The organism is Methylobacterium sp. NPDC080182, from assembly GCF_050281105.1.
In the GTDB taxonomy this organism is placed as follows: Bacteria; Pseudomonadota; Alphaproteobacteria; order Rhizobiales; family Beijerinckiaceae; genus Methylobacterium.
In genome coordinates this window covers 64,109-77,943 of sequence record NZ_JBNNWO010000010.1, presented here as the reverse complement: position 1 = coordinate 77,943, position 13,835 = coordinate 64,109, and the positions used below count along the sequence as shown (strand labels likewise).

The following is a 13,835-nucleotide window of genomic DNA, read 5'->3' as shown; positions in this document are numbered from 1 at the left end:
CGGCGGACGATCTCGATTCCGGTCCTGCAGGCCGCTTTGAGCAAGATCCCGTTCCTGCCCTAGTCAGGGACGAGAACGGAGCGGTCGAGGTCGTAGCGTCGATCGTAGTGGCCGATGAGGATGGACAGCCGGTCCATAAGCGGAGACCGCTCGTATTCGCGCCTTTGGTTGCTAGGGCTGTTCAAGAGGCAGTGACCGGTACAACGTGCACAACTATTTCGCCAGCGGCGCGGGAAGGTATTCTCCGAGCACCCCAATCAGGCCGAGCACCGCTGCGATGGCGAACCAGACACCGGTCAAGATGTAAGGTAGCAGCGTGACGACGTAGATCATCGCCAGCATCACAGGAATCAGGATCGTTCCCGTGACCGCCACCGTACGCTTCGGCTTCCGAAAGCGCGTCAGGACGAATTGGAGGTACGCACCGACGCCGCTGATGATCTTGGCGATGAACACCGACGCTACGAACAACCAGAGCCAGATCGACGGCATCATGGATGCGTAGAAGAGATCTGACCCGATCGTGACGAAGGGGATCAGCTGCACCAAGAAGGCCATCCCGAGCACGGTCTGAGGGATATCGCCGTGGAGTAGCGCTGCGACCTGATCGGCCGGGAGGCCCTGCGCAATGCCTGCCCCCTCGAGACCTGGGACGTGCGCTCTCGCCCACCAGATCATGATGAACATGAACACCATCGCCATCTCGAATGAGACAGCCGGTGGTGAGATCCAACTGGTACTCAACAGCAGCGGCAGCAGGGACAGGATCGAGACGCCGGCGACGTAGATCGTGAATCCCGCCATGAAGTCGCCTAAACAGACCAGCGGCCCCCATCGGGTATGCCGGCGCAGTACCCGGATCACGAGCCGCGTCTTGTACAGCGCGACGTAGTCAACGGGGATGCTCCAGATCATCCAGCTCAGAGCGGCCTTCAGCCGGCTTATGGGTTCCGCGAGCCAATAGGCTTTCAGGAAGGCGAGCGGCGGCCCGTCCAGGTACGAGCTGATCCAGAACGAGAAGATCCCGGATAGCGCGACGAGCAGGACGATGCTGGAGATCGTCACCGCGGCGGATGCGAAGAAGCATCGCCAACTCAGATGCCGCGGACCGAAGATGATGTTCATGGCGTCGGCGGCGGCATCGACGACCGCGTGCGAGCCATCCTTGAATCGGCCCTCCCGTAGATACGTGAGATAAGCCGAGCGCACCGTCGGCTTCAGATGCGAATCGAGGAAGTGTCCGAGTCCGACCGCTATAGCGCCGATTGCAGCAACTGGTACGGCGGGCCCGAGCAGCGCTTGTGCCCACTTCAGGAACTCGTTCATCCATACCTCGCCGACGCGAACCTAAGGCTGTCGGGCTGGCGAGGGTAGGTCGGTCAGCGAGTCTCGGTATCGGCCGCGTACTGCTCCTTGATCTTGGCAACCACGGCCGGGAGGGTCCCGACCGGATCGAGCAGGATATCCAGCGACAGGTTGAGCAGGTCGCGCACGAGCTGCGATCGGCTACCAGATTCGGGCAGCAGGCGGGCGGCTGTGTTGAGGCGCGCGAGTAGCTCGGTGTCGATCGACACGGAGATCGTGTGGAACGGGTCGTCCTGAAGTTGTCGGGCCATGATGGAACCTTCGTTGTTCTGGGATGTTATGCTTCTGAACGCCCGGATTGTGCCGGTGCTACTGAAATTCGCGGAGGGTCCGCGAGCGGATCTTGAGATCGGCGGTCGAGCGGCCAAGCGGGTCAGCTCCAGCCAAATCCCCCGATCCACTACATGCGCATCGTGGTCCATCAGGCGGCTCGCCTGTTCCGGAACGCGATGGCGGCCGTCAGGAAGCGTTCTGCGCGCTGCTGAGCGATACCGTCCGGGTCGGGCGGCAAGCCGAGGGACTCATCCGTCACGGGCGGTCCGCCGATCGACGGAAGGGTGATGCTCGCTGGGATCTCGGTCTCGTCCTTACGCGGTGCGGGGATTGAGAGGCTGATGCGGGTGGCCGTCGCCGTCACGGTCGGGATCTCGGCCATAACGTCCACCTCGAACCGGGCTCGCACGTCGAGCATCGTCCCGGCCTGAACACCCGCAGGCATCTCAGGCACGTTCACGACAAGCACCGGGCCCCGCTCCAACTCGGCGAAGGGAAGGTGCAGCGCGCCGGTCTTCGACACCTTGGCGGCCCGGAGCGCGTCCGTCGCGCAGGCGCCAACCGCGATCTTGAACGACGGCGTGAGCGTCAGGACCAGAGCGCCCTGGCGAACATGCAGAACCGGGATCCCGGGGAGGTCGATCGAGGCGTTGGGGCGTTTCGAGCGCGTGATCCGCTTCGGCCTGAGGGCCTTCGGGGTGCTGAGCCGCAAGAGATCGCGGGCGACAGCGGAAGCGGGGCGGAACTTCATGTGGTGGTTTCCCGGTCGGTGGCGGCCGGGGCGAGCCGGATGCGGTTCAGGTACAAGCCACAGCCCTGGCGGCCCTTGTCGGGTCGGCTGTAGGGGGCGATGCGGGCGTTCATGACGATGGTCGTGCCCGTCGGGGGAGGCGGGATCGGCGCGCCGTCGCCGTCGAGGATGACGGGGGTCTTCGTCGTCTCAGCGAACAGCAGCCATTGCCCGAGACGCGTCCGCCTGAACGGGAGTCGGATCGGACCCTCCACCTTGGGGTAGGCCGTCCGGAAGGCATGCCGCATCGCATCGGCGACGGCGCGCATGTCGAGATCGTCGAGCTGGAGGCCCAGACTGTAGCTCGGGAGGCCGTGCCGGGTGTCCGGTCGATCGAGGCCCTGAACCGCCATGGGGGCCGGCGGCGTCGTCAGGAACAAGTCGCCGAGGCGGCCGTGCTTCGGTGTGTCGAGCTTGATCACGTCCAGGTCAATCGATAGCGTCTCGCATGCCGATGTTGTATCACGGCAACAGGCAATAGGCAAGTTATAGTGCCTGTTCGAGGTCGATTTCTACATGATCCAGCAGTACGAGCACTAGGTGTAAGTTGGCTGATACAGCTCAGAGCATGGAACGAAGGTCGGATCCCTCTGTCCATCTCTTGGAAAGGGCCTTGACCATGATGGAGGTGATGCTCGGCCGACAGGTTGTGCCCATACCGACTACGGCGACCCGGCCACCAGGATTGGCTGACCGGCTGTCGGAGCCTGTCATCTATTCCTTGGACGGGGCCCCTCGTTACCGACCCGCGCCGTAGGCTTTCCTGCCGCGACTACGGCTGTAGGGGGTTCTGACCGTCCCGGCCGGCGCTACCCTCGGTGATACGAGCACTGACGGTCGCTGCCTGATCCGTCCGCGGTGCTGACCGCCCCGCTCCCGGATATGAGATCGCCTGAGCCTGGAACGTCCGTCTGCTCCATTGCTGCGCTCGACGTGTGTCTCGCTGCGCAAGCGGAATGGTGCTGTCCTGTTATAACTGTCCTGGATTTGTTGGTCTCGCTGGACGTATTCGTCTCATCCCACGAAATCCGATCATCCTGTCAGGCGCTTAGCCCTTCGCTCAGGCCCGCTTCTTGGGGCGCAGACGACGCATGTTCGGATCCTTTGGCAGCTCGCCCTTCTCCACCTTCCGGTAGTAGGTCGCCCGGCTAATAGGCGGATTGAGGGCCAGCCAGGGCTTCGTCTGCGCCATCGATTCGTTGCGGGGCATCACGTCGCCGTTCTTCCGACGCTCCTGAGCCTTGCGCTTCACGTCGGCCCTGCGCTTCTCGACTTCCCGTTGGCGGGCGTCCCGATCCACGGCCCCGACGCTCCTGAGCTTGAACTGGACAACCTCGGCGTGCCGGATGTTGAGGTCACGAGCGATATCGTCGGCCGCCGGCACGGTGGCATGCTTGGCGCCAAGTTCCTCAAGGATCCGACGCTCCTGGTCCTCGAACCACGCGCGCGGCCGATCGGCGGCGAGCTTCGGGCAATGCTCCTGAGCCCAAGCTTGGCTATTAAGATCCCTAGGATTACGTCCGTCGTCCGTCATCGCGGCCCACCTCATCACCTGCATCCGCACCGCGGCGCTGTAGTACATCTCGCCGTCGTCGGTATCGCAGGGTCCACCGTGACGTCCTTGGATCAGCGCGCCGATGGAATAAAGGCGCAGGTTGCACAGGCCGACGACCTTGCCCGGCGACCACCGCTTGCGGCCCATCCGATAGACCCGCTTGCGAGGCGAGGCGGCTTCCGACCGGACGAACGACGCGTTCCCGGAAGGCGTGATATAGAGCTTCGACCTCAGGACGGTAGGGTTGTCGTTATCGGCCGCAGACTCTTGCGACACCACGGCCGCGATGTTATTGTAAGCCATCGAGGTTGCTACGCCCCTTCTCCGCGATACGGCCGGACAACTGGACCGCAGAGAGGGGGCGTCCCTTTTCTATTTATGCAAACGCGCTAGACCTTCGAGTCCGTCGCATCTCCGCCATTGAGCGCCGACGAGACACCGCGCCTCATCGATCCGTCCACATAATACTACGGGATTTTAACCACAGCAAACTTGCGCAGATATCATCTTGATCTTGATCTGAGATCAAAATCGAGAGCTTACGACAGGAGTACCAACCGTTGGATGAACGGTAGGCCCGGGGACCGATCGGTGAGACCGATCTCCGAGTCCCTCCTGATCAGGTCACGCCCAAGCTTGGTCGGTGTCGTGGCTTCGGCGGTTCATGGCGTCGTTCAGGCTGCGCTGAACCGAGTTCTTCAGTTCATCCGGCGACAGGCGCGCGGCGTTGACGGTCACGTGGTTCGTCACGTTGCCGCCGCCCTGAGCAGATCCGCCTGAGCCGGCCGGCGCCGTCTTGATCGGCGTGCTCGTCCCGAGTGACCGACCGGGTGTCCCGGATCCGAGACCAGAGCCAGGACCGGCTGGAGCCGATGCTCCTGCAGCACCACCGCTCGCACCCGGAGGCAGGTTCACACGACCGGCCCTCTCAGCAGCCGCCCGCGTCGCCTCCACGGACTCCTGCGCCCGGCGGACCGCAACACGATCGGCGTACTCCCAGCCTTGTCCGACGACTCGGCCGTGGTTACCGGAGATTGTCTGGTATTGGAGGCGGCCGTTTTTCATCCGGGTTTCGCCGGTTGCAAGTCCTACGTGACCGCCAGTCTTCCCTACGCCTCGTCCTCTGTGAGTAACCACAACGTCGCCGGCCTTCACACCGTCAGCGACTGCCGTTCCCCATCCAAGGTAAGAATTGGCGATACTTCCTTGGATGCCCTTAATGTTAGCGGACTTAAGGGCTCCATTTACGAAGTCAGCGCACCAATTGCCAGCAGTCATCTTTGATCCCAGCGCCGCCGCGGCCTGTCGCGAGCCCATGCCGAGTAGGGAGCGGGCGTTCTCGACAGCCTTGGACGTGCCGCCGAGACCGGCGAGCGGTGATCCACCGGACGAGCCGCCGCCGAACTGCCTGTAGAAGCCCTCGGCTAAGGCGCCACGCTCTGCACGCTCGTCCCGCTTCGGCCGCTCGAAATGCTGGACGAAGGCGCCGCCCGCATCCCTGGCCGAGATCCCCGGCGTCATTAGCAGGCGGTGCGCACGCTGTGCTCCAGCGTCACCGGACTTCATCTCCCACGCAACCGCTCGGAGCTGGTCCGAGAAGGATGCCCTGGATACGTCGATACCGGTGCCCGCCAGGATCTGGCGCCGCCGATCGGCGTGCCACTGCGCTATCCCATGAGCCGCGCCACCATCACCGCGGGCGTTCGGGGTGAAATTCGACTCCTTAGACAAGCTGGCCAAGATGCCGGCCGTCGCCTCCTCCGAGTAGCCCTGCGACCTGAAAAAGTCGTGAGCCTCCTTGGCGCGCGCCGCCACGTCGCCAGCGAGACGCGGGTTCGTGACACCGCTACCACCAGCAGCACCTGATCCGCCGCCCATGATGCCGCGACGGCGCATGCCGGTGAGACCATTCCCGATCGAGCCACCGGGGACGGACGAGCTGATCAGCGGGCCATTCCTCACGGATCCCGAGAGGGCGCTACCGCCAGCGCGCGCGGCGTTGTTGCGGATGGAGTCGCCGATCGACCGGGCGGCATTGCCGAGGCTCGCGGGATGGATGAGGGAGCGGAAATCCTCCAGGGCTTCGAAGCTCTGACGCTGCACCTTGGCGCCTTCGCGTAGCGCCTCGGTGTTGTTCTGGAGCTGCTCCTGGAGCTGTTCGACGGGCTTCGCGGTCTCGGGTGCATCCCACGATCCCGACGCACCACCGGCCTTGCGGTTCTTCTCCAGCTCAGCCGCGTAAGCACCGAGGCGGCCGAGCATCGCGTTCTGATCCGCCTTCGACAGGCCCGCGGTGGCGTTGAGGCCGACGGCGCCCCCGAACATCTTCATGAGCTGGCCGAACCGGGCGAGCCATCCGGCCGACGCTGCAGCACCAGGGCCAACCGGGGCCTTGGGCGTACCGGCGGCAGCACCGACCAAGCCGGCGGCCTTCATCAGACCAAACGTCGACATGACGATACCGGCGAAACCGGCGATGGCCGTGCCGAGCCCCGTCAACACTGCTACAGCCGGGGCAGCCACCAGGAGCGCGGCCGACAGCCCGAGTAGGCGCGCGGTCCAGCGTCCAAGCTCCTGCGGCGAGGCGTTCTGACCCGCGAACAGGCGCACGAACCCGACGATCGCGTTGCCGATGTCTCGGATGCCCTGCCCCACGCCTTGAGCGAAAGACCCGACCATAGATGCGTTGACCGCGAAGCCGGACGGGTCGCCGAGCCAGCGGCGCAGCAGCCCCGCCATCGTGCCATCGGGCGAGCCGAGACCGGTCACGAAGCCCTTCAGGCCGGCGCGGAACGCCTCCGTGAAGCTCTTGAACGCCATCGGTGTTCGAAGCGCCCAGTCCCGGAGATCAGACCAGTATGGCTTCAGTTCCAAGCCTAGGTCATTGGTCAACTCGGATATCGTCACGCCGATCTGCCGCATGATCTGCCCGAAGGCCCCGTCCATGATCGACATGCCGCGGTCGAGCGCGGTGCCGGCATCGCCCGAGCGGACGGACTGGCGCATCTTCTTGAACAGGTGACCCGCGGCCATCGCCGAGTGCGCGGAGCCGAACTCCTTGCCGAAGATCTCCTCGGAGGTCTCGAGTCGCTCGCGCGGGTCCTGGATCTGTGACAGGCCCTCGTACAGTTGTTCCATCGTGCCGGCGCTGTCGGCCGAGAACCGCGCCTTCAGGTCTTTCCAGTCTCGGAACCCGAGCTTGCGGGGCAGCGCCAGGATCTGACGGTCCCGGATTGTCTTGTGTTTCTTCCGGGCGATGTCGGCAGCGCGCGTCGGCATGCTGGCGATGCGCTCGGTGGTCGAGCTTAGCATCCGGGCGACGCTCTCGCCGTCCTGGCCTGCACTGGTGCCTGCCGCTCCGTAGGCCAAGGTATCGCTGTCGCTGAACCCGGCGCTCGCACCGGCCGCGAGACCGCGACGGACGAACGACGCGAGACCCTGACGGCTGGCCGATGTCGTCTGCGCTAGGTGCTGCTGAAGGTTGAACAGGTGACTGGCGCGTGCCGCGTCTACTTTGCCAAAGGCCGACAGGGCGGTCAGGCCGTAGCCCGACGACTCGGCCACCTCTGACGGCTTCATGTCGTTCAGGATGGCGTATTTGGTCGCGTCCTCCACGACCTTGTCGACGATCGACTGATCCACGCCGGCCTGGAGCGACTCTGATCTGGTGGATAGAAGTTCGGCCACTTCGACACCGAGGCGACGGGCAAGGACCTGATAGTTCTGCCGCACGCCTTCGATCTTGGCGCGGGCCTGCTCGGGCGGGAGGCCGGTCTCCAGGCGGGCGTTCTTCGCCATCGCCGTGTCGATATCGATGCCGCTCCGGGTGAGCCGATCGAGTCCACGCTTGGCCCCGTAGCCGACCACACCGGCCGTCGCGCCACCCACGACCACGGCCCGACCGACGCCGGATCGAACCTGCCCGGCTCCACGAGCTGCACCGGCCGCGGCCTTAGCCTGAGCGCGCTCCAGAGCCTTGGCGTCGGCGAGAGCCTTTTTGTGCTCCCTGTCTCGCATGCGGCTGGTTTCCAGCAGCTCGCGTCGGGTCTCCCGCTCGGCCTCGGCCTCGGCCTGAGCCCTCTGGCGGGTTATGCGCGTATTAAACGCCATCTGCTCCCGGAACTGCCGGGCTGTCTCGGCCTGTTCCTCGCGGACGCGCTTGGCAGCTTCGGACTCCTCGCGGGTGCGCTGCGCCTGCATGCGGCGCTCGAACGTGAACCGCTTCTTGAGGGCGGCGTACAGGTCGTTCTCTGCGCCGAGGGCTTCGCGTCCGGCCTTGGCGGCATCATCGCCGATCCGGCCTCTACCCCGTCCAAGGGAAGAAAGCGGGTTTACGAGCGCCTTCAGGTCACGGGCGAGGCTCACGATCTCCTGATCGAGTAGTTCCATCTCGCAACGGAGGGCTTTCGCCTGTTCGAGGTCACGGACTGCAACGTCCATGTTGAGTTTGAGGTCGAGGTTTTCGTCTGCCATCGATGTTCTTCTGGATAGGGAGGGTTAGCGCAGCACTGGAGCGGCCACTACTCGGGCCTTGGCGCGCTTATGTTCGGGATGAGCAAGGTCAGCTCAGCGTAAATCCGAGCGAAAAATTGTTGCCGACATGTATGGGGCAGCTAAGGTGGTGGCCTGTTCTGCCACAAAAAGACACCCCCCCCTCGATATTCTGGCCAGGACCATGCATGCCTGGGCTTTGATCTGCGATCTTAATCCCGATGGGGTGGTGGAGACTGTGGAAATCTTGTCCGACCGCCGTTGACGGTGGAACCGCGGGCCTGTTACAAACCTTGTAACGACGGAATCAAACGCTGTTACAGGAGATCAGGCCATGGCTCAGGGACGGTTCGTCGCCTACTACCGCGTGTCGACCGCCCGGCAGGGTCGCTCCGGCCTCGGGCTGGAGGCGCAGCAGGACGCGGTGCGCGGATACCTGAACGGCGGGTCCTGGTCGCTGGTCGCCGAGGTCGTCGAGATCGAGAGCGGCAAGCGGTCAGACCGGCCCAAGCTCGCGGAGGCTCTGAAGCTCTGCCGGCTGCACGGTGCCACGCTGATCATCGCCAAGCTTGACCGGCTGGCGAGGAACGTCGCTTTCGTGAGCACCCTCATGGAGTCGGGTGTCGAGTTCACGGCGGTGGACTTCCCGCAGGCCAACCGGCTGACGGTGCATATCCTGGCGGCAGTGGCCGAGCATGAGGCCCGCATGATCTCCGAGCGCACGAAGGCCGCGTTGAAGGCCGCCAAGGCGCGGGGGACGAAACTCGGTCGGGCCAAGGGCGAGGGCAACACCATGACCGACGCCTACCGGGCCAAGGCCGTCGAGGTCGTGAAGGCCAAGGCCGACGATCGTGCGTCCCTGCTGTCTGGCACCATCGGGGAGATCAAGGCCAGCGGCGCGGTCTCGCTCCGGGATATCGCCACCGCCCTGAACGAGCGGGGGATCCCGACGGCCAGGGGCGGCACCTGGAGCGCCGTTCAGGTTCAGCGCGTTCTAGCTCGTCAGGGTTGAACCGGAGCCGTACAGGTCCCACGTAGGTTAGAGCGGGCACCGACCAGCGCCCCTTAGGCAAGACCAGTCAGTGCCCAAGCCTCGTTCCTCACGGAGCGGGGCTATTTTATTGAACAATGTTCAGGGAAATATGGAAATCCCCTTTTTCTTCGTTCGGAGATCGAGCGTCGGCAACATTATCGCTCTGGCCGTCGGTTGGATCAGGCACCCGAACACGTCGAGTACGGGGCGCAGATCTATCTGGTGATCGCTACCGTGATCGGGTCGAGCTGTCTGTCTCCATGGGAAGGGTGAGGCTTCTATCGTCCCCTTGTTCCCTTACCAGATGAGAAGGTGGATCGGCGGCCTCGCAGATCAGGGCAGGCACTGCCACGCCATGTAGAGGGCGGAACCGATCATCAGGATGAGCGGGCCGTCCGCGGTGAGCGAGATGGTCATCGTCCTATCCCTCACTGTGCGGTGATGCGCGGGTCAGGCGCGGTCGAGGGCGGCGGTGCTGCAGGATTGCTGTTCGCCGGGTCGCCCTGTTTCGGGAGCACGTTGCCGACAACCTGTCCCGGAGCCGGAGCGAGCGCAGCATCGGGAGCGGCCTCGTACAGCGGCGCGAAGTCGGATCCATCACCCGGGGCCTGAGTCCTTATCGAGGTGGTGAGGCCCGAGTCCTTGGAATAGGAGTGAGCCACGATGTCCGAGACGTAGGACCCGTCGATCCCGTCGCGCGTTCCGATCACCAGGATCCGGTTCTGATCACGGACCCAAGGGTCTCCCTGGGCCAGGGTGAAGAGGCCTTCCCCGAGGTTGGCGTCGAGGCGCTTCATGGTGCTGTCGGCCGCGGATTGCGCCTGCTCCTTGGATGGGAAAAGGGTTCCGATCGGATAGTCCCGGTTCGATCCGCCCTCACCTTGTCCGAGCACGCCACCGACCTTTGACTTCGACTGGACCGTTTCTTCCTTGTTGGAGTCGCGGTCGCGATACCGGGCCGACACGGACGAGTAGTCGCTCCGGTTCAGGTGACGGACTTCCCACGACCCGAGGTGTTCAGGGCGCAGCACGACGAGCGGGATCTCCTGTCCCGAGGCGGTGATGCCCGAGTCGCGACCGGCGAACGACAGGCGACCTTGCCCGATCTTAAACACAGCGCCGAACTCGCGTTCGAGCTGGCCGAGGAGATGCATCGGGGACACGGTGTTGTTGCGGTAGGGAACCTGCTTCGATCCGATGTCTTGATCGACGACGGCCTGAACACCGAGTTGCTGAGCGGCCCATTCCACCAGATCCTTGACGGTCTTACCTTCGAAGTTTTTGACCTGCGGCGCCTTAGCTGCTGAGCTGAAGCCCATGCTGTTGCCGTGGATCTGGATCACCCGCGGCGGGCCAATGAAGGTCACCTCGTCCAGTTCGAACGAGCCCATCAGGGCGAGGCCGACTTCCTCATATCCGAGTGAGACTTCGATCACGTCGCCGACATGGGGAGCCGCCAAGGCCCAATCCCTATCGTCAGCGATGATGGTGCAAGTATCCTGCCCCCCGTTGCCGGATTGCAGCTCCACCTTGATCGAGAGGGCGCGGTTGTGAAAACCCGCGGTGATGTTCTCGCCGCCCTTGTAGATCTGGAACGTGGGCGTGAATGCGCCGGTCGCCATCGATCAGGGCTCCAGAACCGCATCAGGGTCGAGCCACGGCGGATCCACCGGGACGGCCTTCTTGGCGCTCTTGGCGGGCTTCACCGGCTCGACGGGCGCAGTCGGTGCGGTCGGTGCCGGGGCGGCCTGAACGGTCACGCCCGCATTCGCCTTCGCGTAGTCGAGCACGTCGGGCTTGAGGTTCTTCGACCGGAAGTAGTTGTACGCGGCCAGCGCCGTGGCGGCATCCTCGACGGTGATGCGACCGACACCCGAGCACGTCACGCAGACGCACATAGTCTCGAGTCGACGGCGCTCTTGCTCGGCGGTGGCGGCGGCGACGGCATCGCGTTCGGCCTGGAGGCGATCGGCGGCGATCTTCAGGTTCTCGGCGAGGGCAGGGTTGATCCGCTCGGCGAGTCTGGCCTTGCCGAGGGCTTCACGCTCGCGCCAGCCGGTTCCGTACTTCATGCCCATGATCAGGCTCTCCCGATCGACGCGAGGTGCTGCATGTACTCGGCACGCTCCGGGTCGGATTTCATCATCATAACCTGCTCGGTGAGGTTCCAGTGCGGGCCTTTGACGAAGGGGTTGCGGTCGAGGGACTGGCCCTTTCCTTGGCCGGGGGGCTGAGCAGCCGTGACGGTCTCGCCCATGTCCTGCGCAACGTCGGCGATCGACAGTTCGTAGTTCGCAGCAGAACCTACGCCGCGGTTTCCGTCAGCCTTGAGCCCGATAAGCTCGCCGTTGTCCCCGACCATCGTGCGCTCGGCGATTGCCACGACCATGGCCCGGTCGGTGATGCCCAGCTTCGCCAGTTCAGCGGCGACAAGCTTGAGCTTGAGTGTTTGGATGATCTTATCAGTCATAGACGTCTACGCTCATGTCGAGGAACCGTCGATCGGCGCGCGTCTTATGCTGATCGGTGGTGTTGCCTGCGGTGATGTGTGCCTTGATCCACTGCAGGATCTGCGAGATGTTGTGCTGTGACAGCGCCATATCGCGTTCGAGCTGCCGGATGCGGCTTTCGAGGTCGTCGGACATCTTCAGTCCTTCTCAGCCAGGGCATGAACCTTGGCGATCTGGTTATAGATGATTGTGCGGGCGTAGCCGGATGACGACATGCCCAGAGCTTGGGCCATGCCGGCGAGAGCACGGTGAACGTCGCGAGAGACGAGGATACGAAGCTCGACGGGCCGCTCGCCTTTCGGGGCAACGGTGAAGCGGTCCGAGGTCACGCGATCTTCTCCGGGACGTGGCGCAAGATGTTGGCCGGCTTATCCAGGGACGCGATTAGTTGGCTCCTGATGTAGGACGCGGTATCGAGGCCAGAGGCACGGGCGCGAACACGGAGAGCAGCGATCAGGTCTGTGGGAAGCCGGATCGAAACGGGGGTCATAATCGATCCTATAATACGCCGAAAACCGCCCTCGAAGGATCGGGGCGGTTGCGGCATGTACGAGAATTTGCAGTGTAGCTCATTTCTACCACAAAAACGGAGATTTGTCAACCTCCCGATCCGTTACTACTGGAGGTACACGCTACACGATGGGTGAGACCGGCCTCCTAGACGGTCGATCTCAAGTCGAGCCACCGATGCGAAAATCGGGAATAATTCGGACCATTTATCTAGAGGGTCCAGACAGGCCCGATGCCGGCCTCGCGGAGCCGGTCGAGATCGGCTTCCCGGTGCTGAGCCTTCCTGAGGTCGATGAACTGCACCAAGTAGCGCACGCGGTCGGCGTCGGTGCCGTCGAGGGCGAGACACAGAAGGGCGGCGAGTTCGTCTTCCCGTCCAGGATTGTTGGGCTGATCAGGCGGCATGGTTGGCGCCCTCGGTTCCGTCCCAGCCGGGTACTTCCACATCGTAGGCCTGCTTCCAGGCGAGTGCGTGATACGTGTTCACGCTCCCCCAGCGGTCATCGAAGATCTTCTTCACCTCGAGACCGAGCGCGTTGCTGGCCGCCTTGAGCGGAGCGAACGGGAACTTGCGCCCCGGATTGGCGAACTCCATCCGGCGGACCGTCGCCCAAGATGTGGCGATGTCGAGCTGGAGCTTCAGCTTATCGGCCCTGCGCTTCTCAGCGCCGGCAGTGGCCATGGCGGTCGCCTCCCGGCGAGAGCCGATCTCGGCCTTGGTCTGCTCAGTCTCGATGGCCCTAGCGGTCGCGTCGTCAGCGATGGCACGCTGGCGCTCGATCTCCGCTTCCTGCTCGGCAGCAAGAAGCAAAGCTTCACGCAAAGTCGTCGGGATCCGGAACGCGGGCACTTCGGCGGCGACATTGGCGCGCTCCAGCTCGGCCCAGCGCTTGATAATCTTATGACGCAGCGCGGTATCGTAGCCGGTGATCATCGTCATCGTGTGATCCCGGTCCAGGTGGATGACCGAGGCATACCCGCGACGGTCGCGCTCCACGATGATCCCGGGGATGGCCGGCGCGCAGGGATCATTCAAATCGGAATGATCTCCGTGGACCTTCTTCGCCATCTTGCGGATGTCGCGGTTCACGTTGGACAGGGTCTTGCCGGTCAGGCCGGCGATCTCCTGGCTCGACATCGTCTGCGGACCATCGCCGGTCTCCCGGATAGCCAAGGGGTGCGCGGGACGGGTTGGGATGTTATCGTGGGTAGCCATCTGCATGACTCCAGCATGCGATTGCGGGATCCGCGTCGAAGCGCGGGTTCGTCACGGCCGGCCCGGGTGTTGGAGCCCAGGTCGGCCGATTC

General features: G+C 64.0%; 14 protein-coding genes. 1 reads left to right on the top strand and 13 read right to left on the bottom strand.

Annotation, left to right across the window (positions count from 1 at the left end; genetic code table 11):
• Positions 1-213: 213 nt before the first annotated feature.
• From ACQKQD_RS18010 to ACQKQD_RS17985, 6 genes are all read right to left on the bottom strand, one after another.
• Positions 214-1,326 carry a hypothetical protein gene (locus ACQKQD_RS18010; protein WP_427509065.1) on the bottom strand — a complete coding sequence of 371 codons (1,113 nt, stop codon included), beginning with the start codon at positions 1,324-1,326 and terminating at the stop codon, positions 214-216.
• Positions 1,327-1,379: 53 nt separating this feature from the next.
• On the bottom strand, positions 1,380-1,616 hold the full coding sequence (locus tag ACQKQD_RS18005; protein WP_427509064.1) for a hypothetical protein: 237 nt from the start codon (positions 1,614-1,616) through the stop codon (positions 1,380-1,382).
• 170 nt (positions 1,617-1,786) lie between these two features.
• The gene (locus ACQKQD_RS18000; RefSeq protein ID WP_427509063.1) at positions 1,787-2,389 is read right to left on the bottom strand and encodes a hypothetical protein; all 603 of its coding nucleotides are present in this window, start codon (positions 2,387-2,389) and stop codon (positions 1,787-1,789) included.
• On the bottom strand, positions 2,386-2,850 hold the full coding sequence (locus ACQKQD_RS17995) for a hypothetical protein (protein ID WP_427509062.1): 465 nt from the start codon (positions 2,848-2,850) through the stop codon (positions 2,386-2,388). Before ACQKQD_RS17995 ends, ACQKQD_RS18000 begins: the two co-directional genes overlap by 4 nt.
• A gap of 638 nt (positions 2,851-3,488) precedes the next feature.
• Positions 3,489-4,286 carry a hypothetical protein gene (locus tag ACQKQD_RS17990; protein ID WP_427509061.1) on the bottom strand — a complete coding sequence of 266 codons (798 nt, stop codon included), beginning with the start codon at positions 4,284-4,286 and terminating at the stop codon, positions 3,489-3,491.
• A gap of 321 nt (positions 4,287-4,607) precedes the next feature.
• Positions 4,608-8,456: a phage tail tape measure protein gene (locus ACQKQD_RS17985; protein WP_427509060.1), complete on the bottom strand. Its 3,849-nt coding sequence runs from the start codon at positions 8,454-8,456 to the stop codon at positions 4,608-4,610.
• 352 nt (positions 8,457-8,808) lie between these two features.
• On the opposite strand from ACQKQD_RS17985, the gene ACQKQD_RS17980 reads away from it, so the two are divergent.
• A complete protein-coding gene (locus ACQKQD_RS17980; RefSeq protein WP_427509059.1) occupies positions 8,809-9,486 on the top strand; it encodes a recombinase family protein in 678 nt (225 codons plus the stop codon).
• Positions 9,487-9,935: 449 nt separating this feature from the next.
• Here ACQKQD_RS17980 and ACQKQD_RS17975 read toward each other — a convergent pair whose 3' ends face one another.
• From ACQKQD_RS17975 to ACQKQD_RS17945, 7 genes are all read right to left on the bottom strand, one after another.
• On the bottom strand, positions 9,936-11,129 hold the full coding sequence (locus tag ACQKQD_RS17975; RefSeq protein WP_427509058.1) for a phage late control D family protein: 1,194 nt from the start codon (positions 11,127-11,129) through the stop codon (positions 9,936-9,938).
• Positions 11,130-11,132: 3 nt separating this feature from the next.
• A complete protein-coding gene (locus tag ACQKQD_RS17970; protein WP_427509057.1) occupies positions 11,133-11,579 on the bottom strand; it encodes a hypothetical protein in 447 nt (148 codons plus the stop codon).
• 8 nt (positions 11,580-11,587) lie between these two features.
• The gene (locus ACQKQD_RS17965) at positions 11,588-11,977 is read right to left on the bottom strand and encodes a hypothetical protein (RefSeq protein WP_427509056.1); all 390 of its coding nucleotides are present in this window, start codon (positions 11,975-11,977) and stop codon (positions 11,588-11,590) included.
• A complete protein-coding gene (locus tag ACQKQD_RS17960; protein ID WP_427509055.1) occupies positions 11,970-12,152 on the bottom strand; it encodes a hypothetical protein in 183 nt (60 codons plus the stop codon). The genes ACQKQD_RS17965 and ACQKQD_RS17960 overlap by 8 nt, the downstream gene beginning before the upstream one ends.
• A gap of 2 nt (positions 12,153-12,154) precedes the next feature.
• Positions 12,155-12,346 (bottom strand): hypothetical protein, encoded by a 192-nt coding sequence (locus ACQKQD_RS17955; RefSeq protein WP_427509054.1) that lies wholly within the window; start codon positions 12,344-12,346, stop codon positions 12,155-12,157.
• Between the two features lie 391 nt (positions 12,347-12,737).
• The gene (locus ACQKQD_RS17950) at positions 12,738-12,932 is read right to left on the bottom strand and encodes a hypothetical protein (protein WP_427509053.1); all 195 of its coding nucleotides are present in this window, start codon (positions 12,930-12,932) and stop codon (positions 12,738-12,740) included.
• The gene (locus tag ACQKQD_RS17945; RefSeq protein ID WP_427509052.1) at positions 12,922-13,743 is read right to left on the bottom strand and encodes a hypothetical protein; all 822 of its coding nucleotides are present in this window, start codon (positions 13,741-13,743) and stop codon (positions 12,922-12,924) included. Before ACQKQD_RS17945 ends, ACQKQD_RS17950 begins: the two co-directional genes overlap by 11 nt.
• Between the last annotated feature and the right edge of the window lie 92 nt (positions 13,744-13,835).

What these genes read in the sequence shown, in the direction of transcription:
- ACQKQD_RS18010 (WP_427509065.1), bottom strand. Translation starts at nt 1,326, where the DNA reads ATGAACGAGTTCCTGAAGTGGGCACAAGCGCTGCTCGGGCCCGCCGTA.
- ACQKQD_RS18005 (WP_427509064.1), bottom strand. Translation starts at nt 1,616, where the DNA reads ATGGCCCGACAACTTCAGGACGACCCGTTCCACACGATCTCCGTGTCG.
- ACQKQD_RS18000 (WP_427509063.1), bottom strand. Translation starts at nt 2,389, where the DNA reads ATGAAGTTCCGCCCCGCTTCCGCTGTCGCCCGCGATCTCTTGCGGCTC.
- ACQKQD_RS17990 (WP_427509061.1), bottom strand. Translation starts at nt 4,286, where the DNA reads ATGGCTTACAATAACATCGCGGCCGTGGTGTCGCAAGAGTCTGCGGCC.
- ACQKQD_RS17985 (WP_427509060.1), bottom strand. Translation starts at nt 8,456, where the DNA reads ATGGCAGACGAAAACCTCGACCTCAAACTCAACATGGACGTTGCAGTC.
- ACQKQD_RS17980 (WP_427509059.1), top strand. Translation starts at nt 8,809, where the DNA reads ATGGCTCAGGGACGGTTCGTCGCCTACTACCGCGTGTCGACCGCCCGG.
- ACQKQD_RS17975 (WP_427509058.1), bottom strand. Translation starts at nt 11,129, where the DNA reads ATGGCGACCGGCGCATTCACGCCCACGTTCCAGATCTACAAGGGCGGC.
- ACQKQD_RS17970 (WP_427509057.1), bottom strand. Translation starts at nt 11,579, where the DNA reads ATGAAGTACGGAACCGGCTGGCGCGAGCGTGAAGCCCTCGGCAAGGCC.
- ACQKQD_RS17965 (WP_427509056.1), bottom strand. Translation starts at nt 11,977, where the DNA reads ATGACTGATAAGATCATCCAAACACTCAAGCTCAAGCTTGTCGCCGCT.
- ACQKQD_RS17960 (WP_427509055.1), bottom strand. Translation starts at nt 12,152, where the DNA reads ATGTCCGACGACCTCGAAAGCCGCATCCGGCAGCTCGAACGCGATATG.
- ACQKQD_RS17950 (WP_427509053.1), bottom strand. Translation starts at nt 12,932, where the DNA reads ATGCCGCCTGATCAGCCCAACAATCCTGGACGGGAAGACGAACTCGCC.
- ACQKQD_RS17945 (WP_427509052.1), bottom strand. Translation starts at nt 13,743, where the DNA reads ATGGCTACCCACGATAACATCCCAACCCGTCCCGCGCACCCCTTGGCT.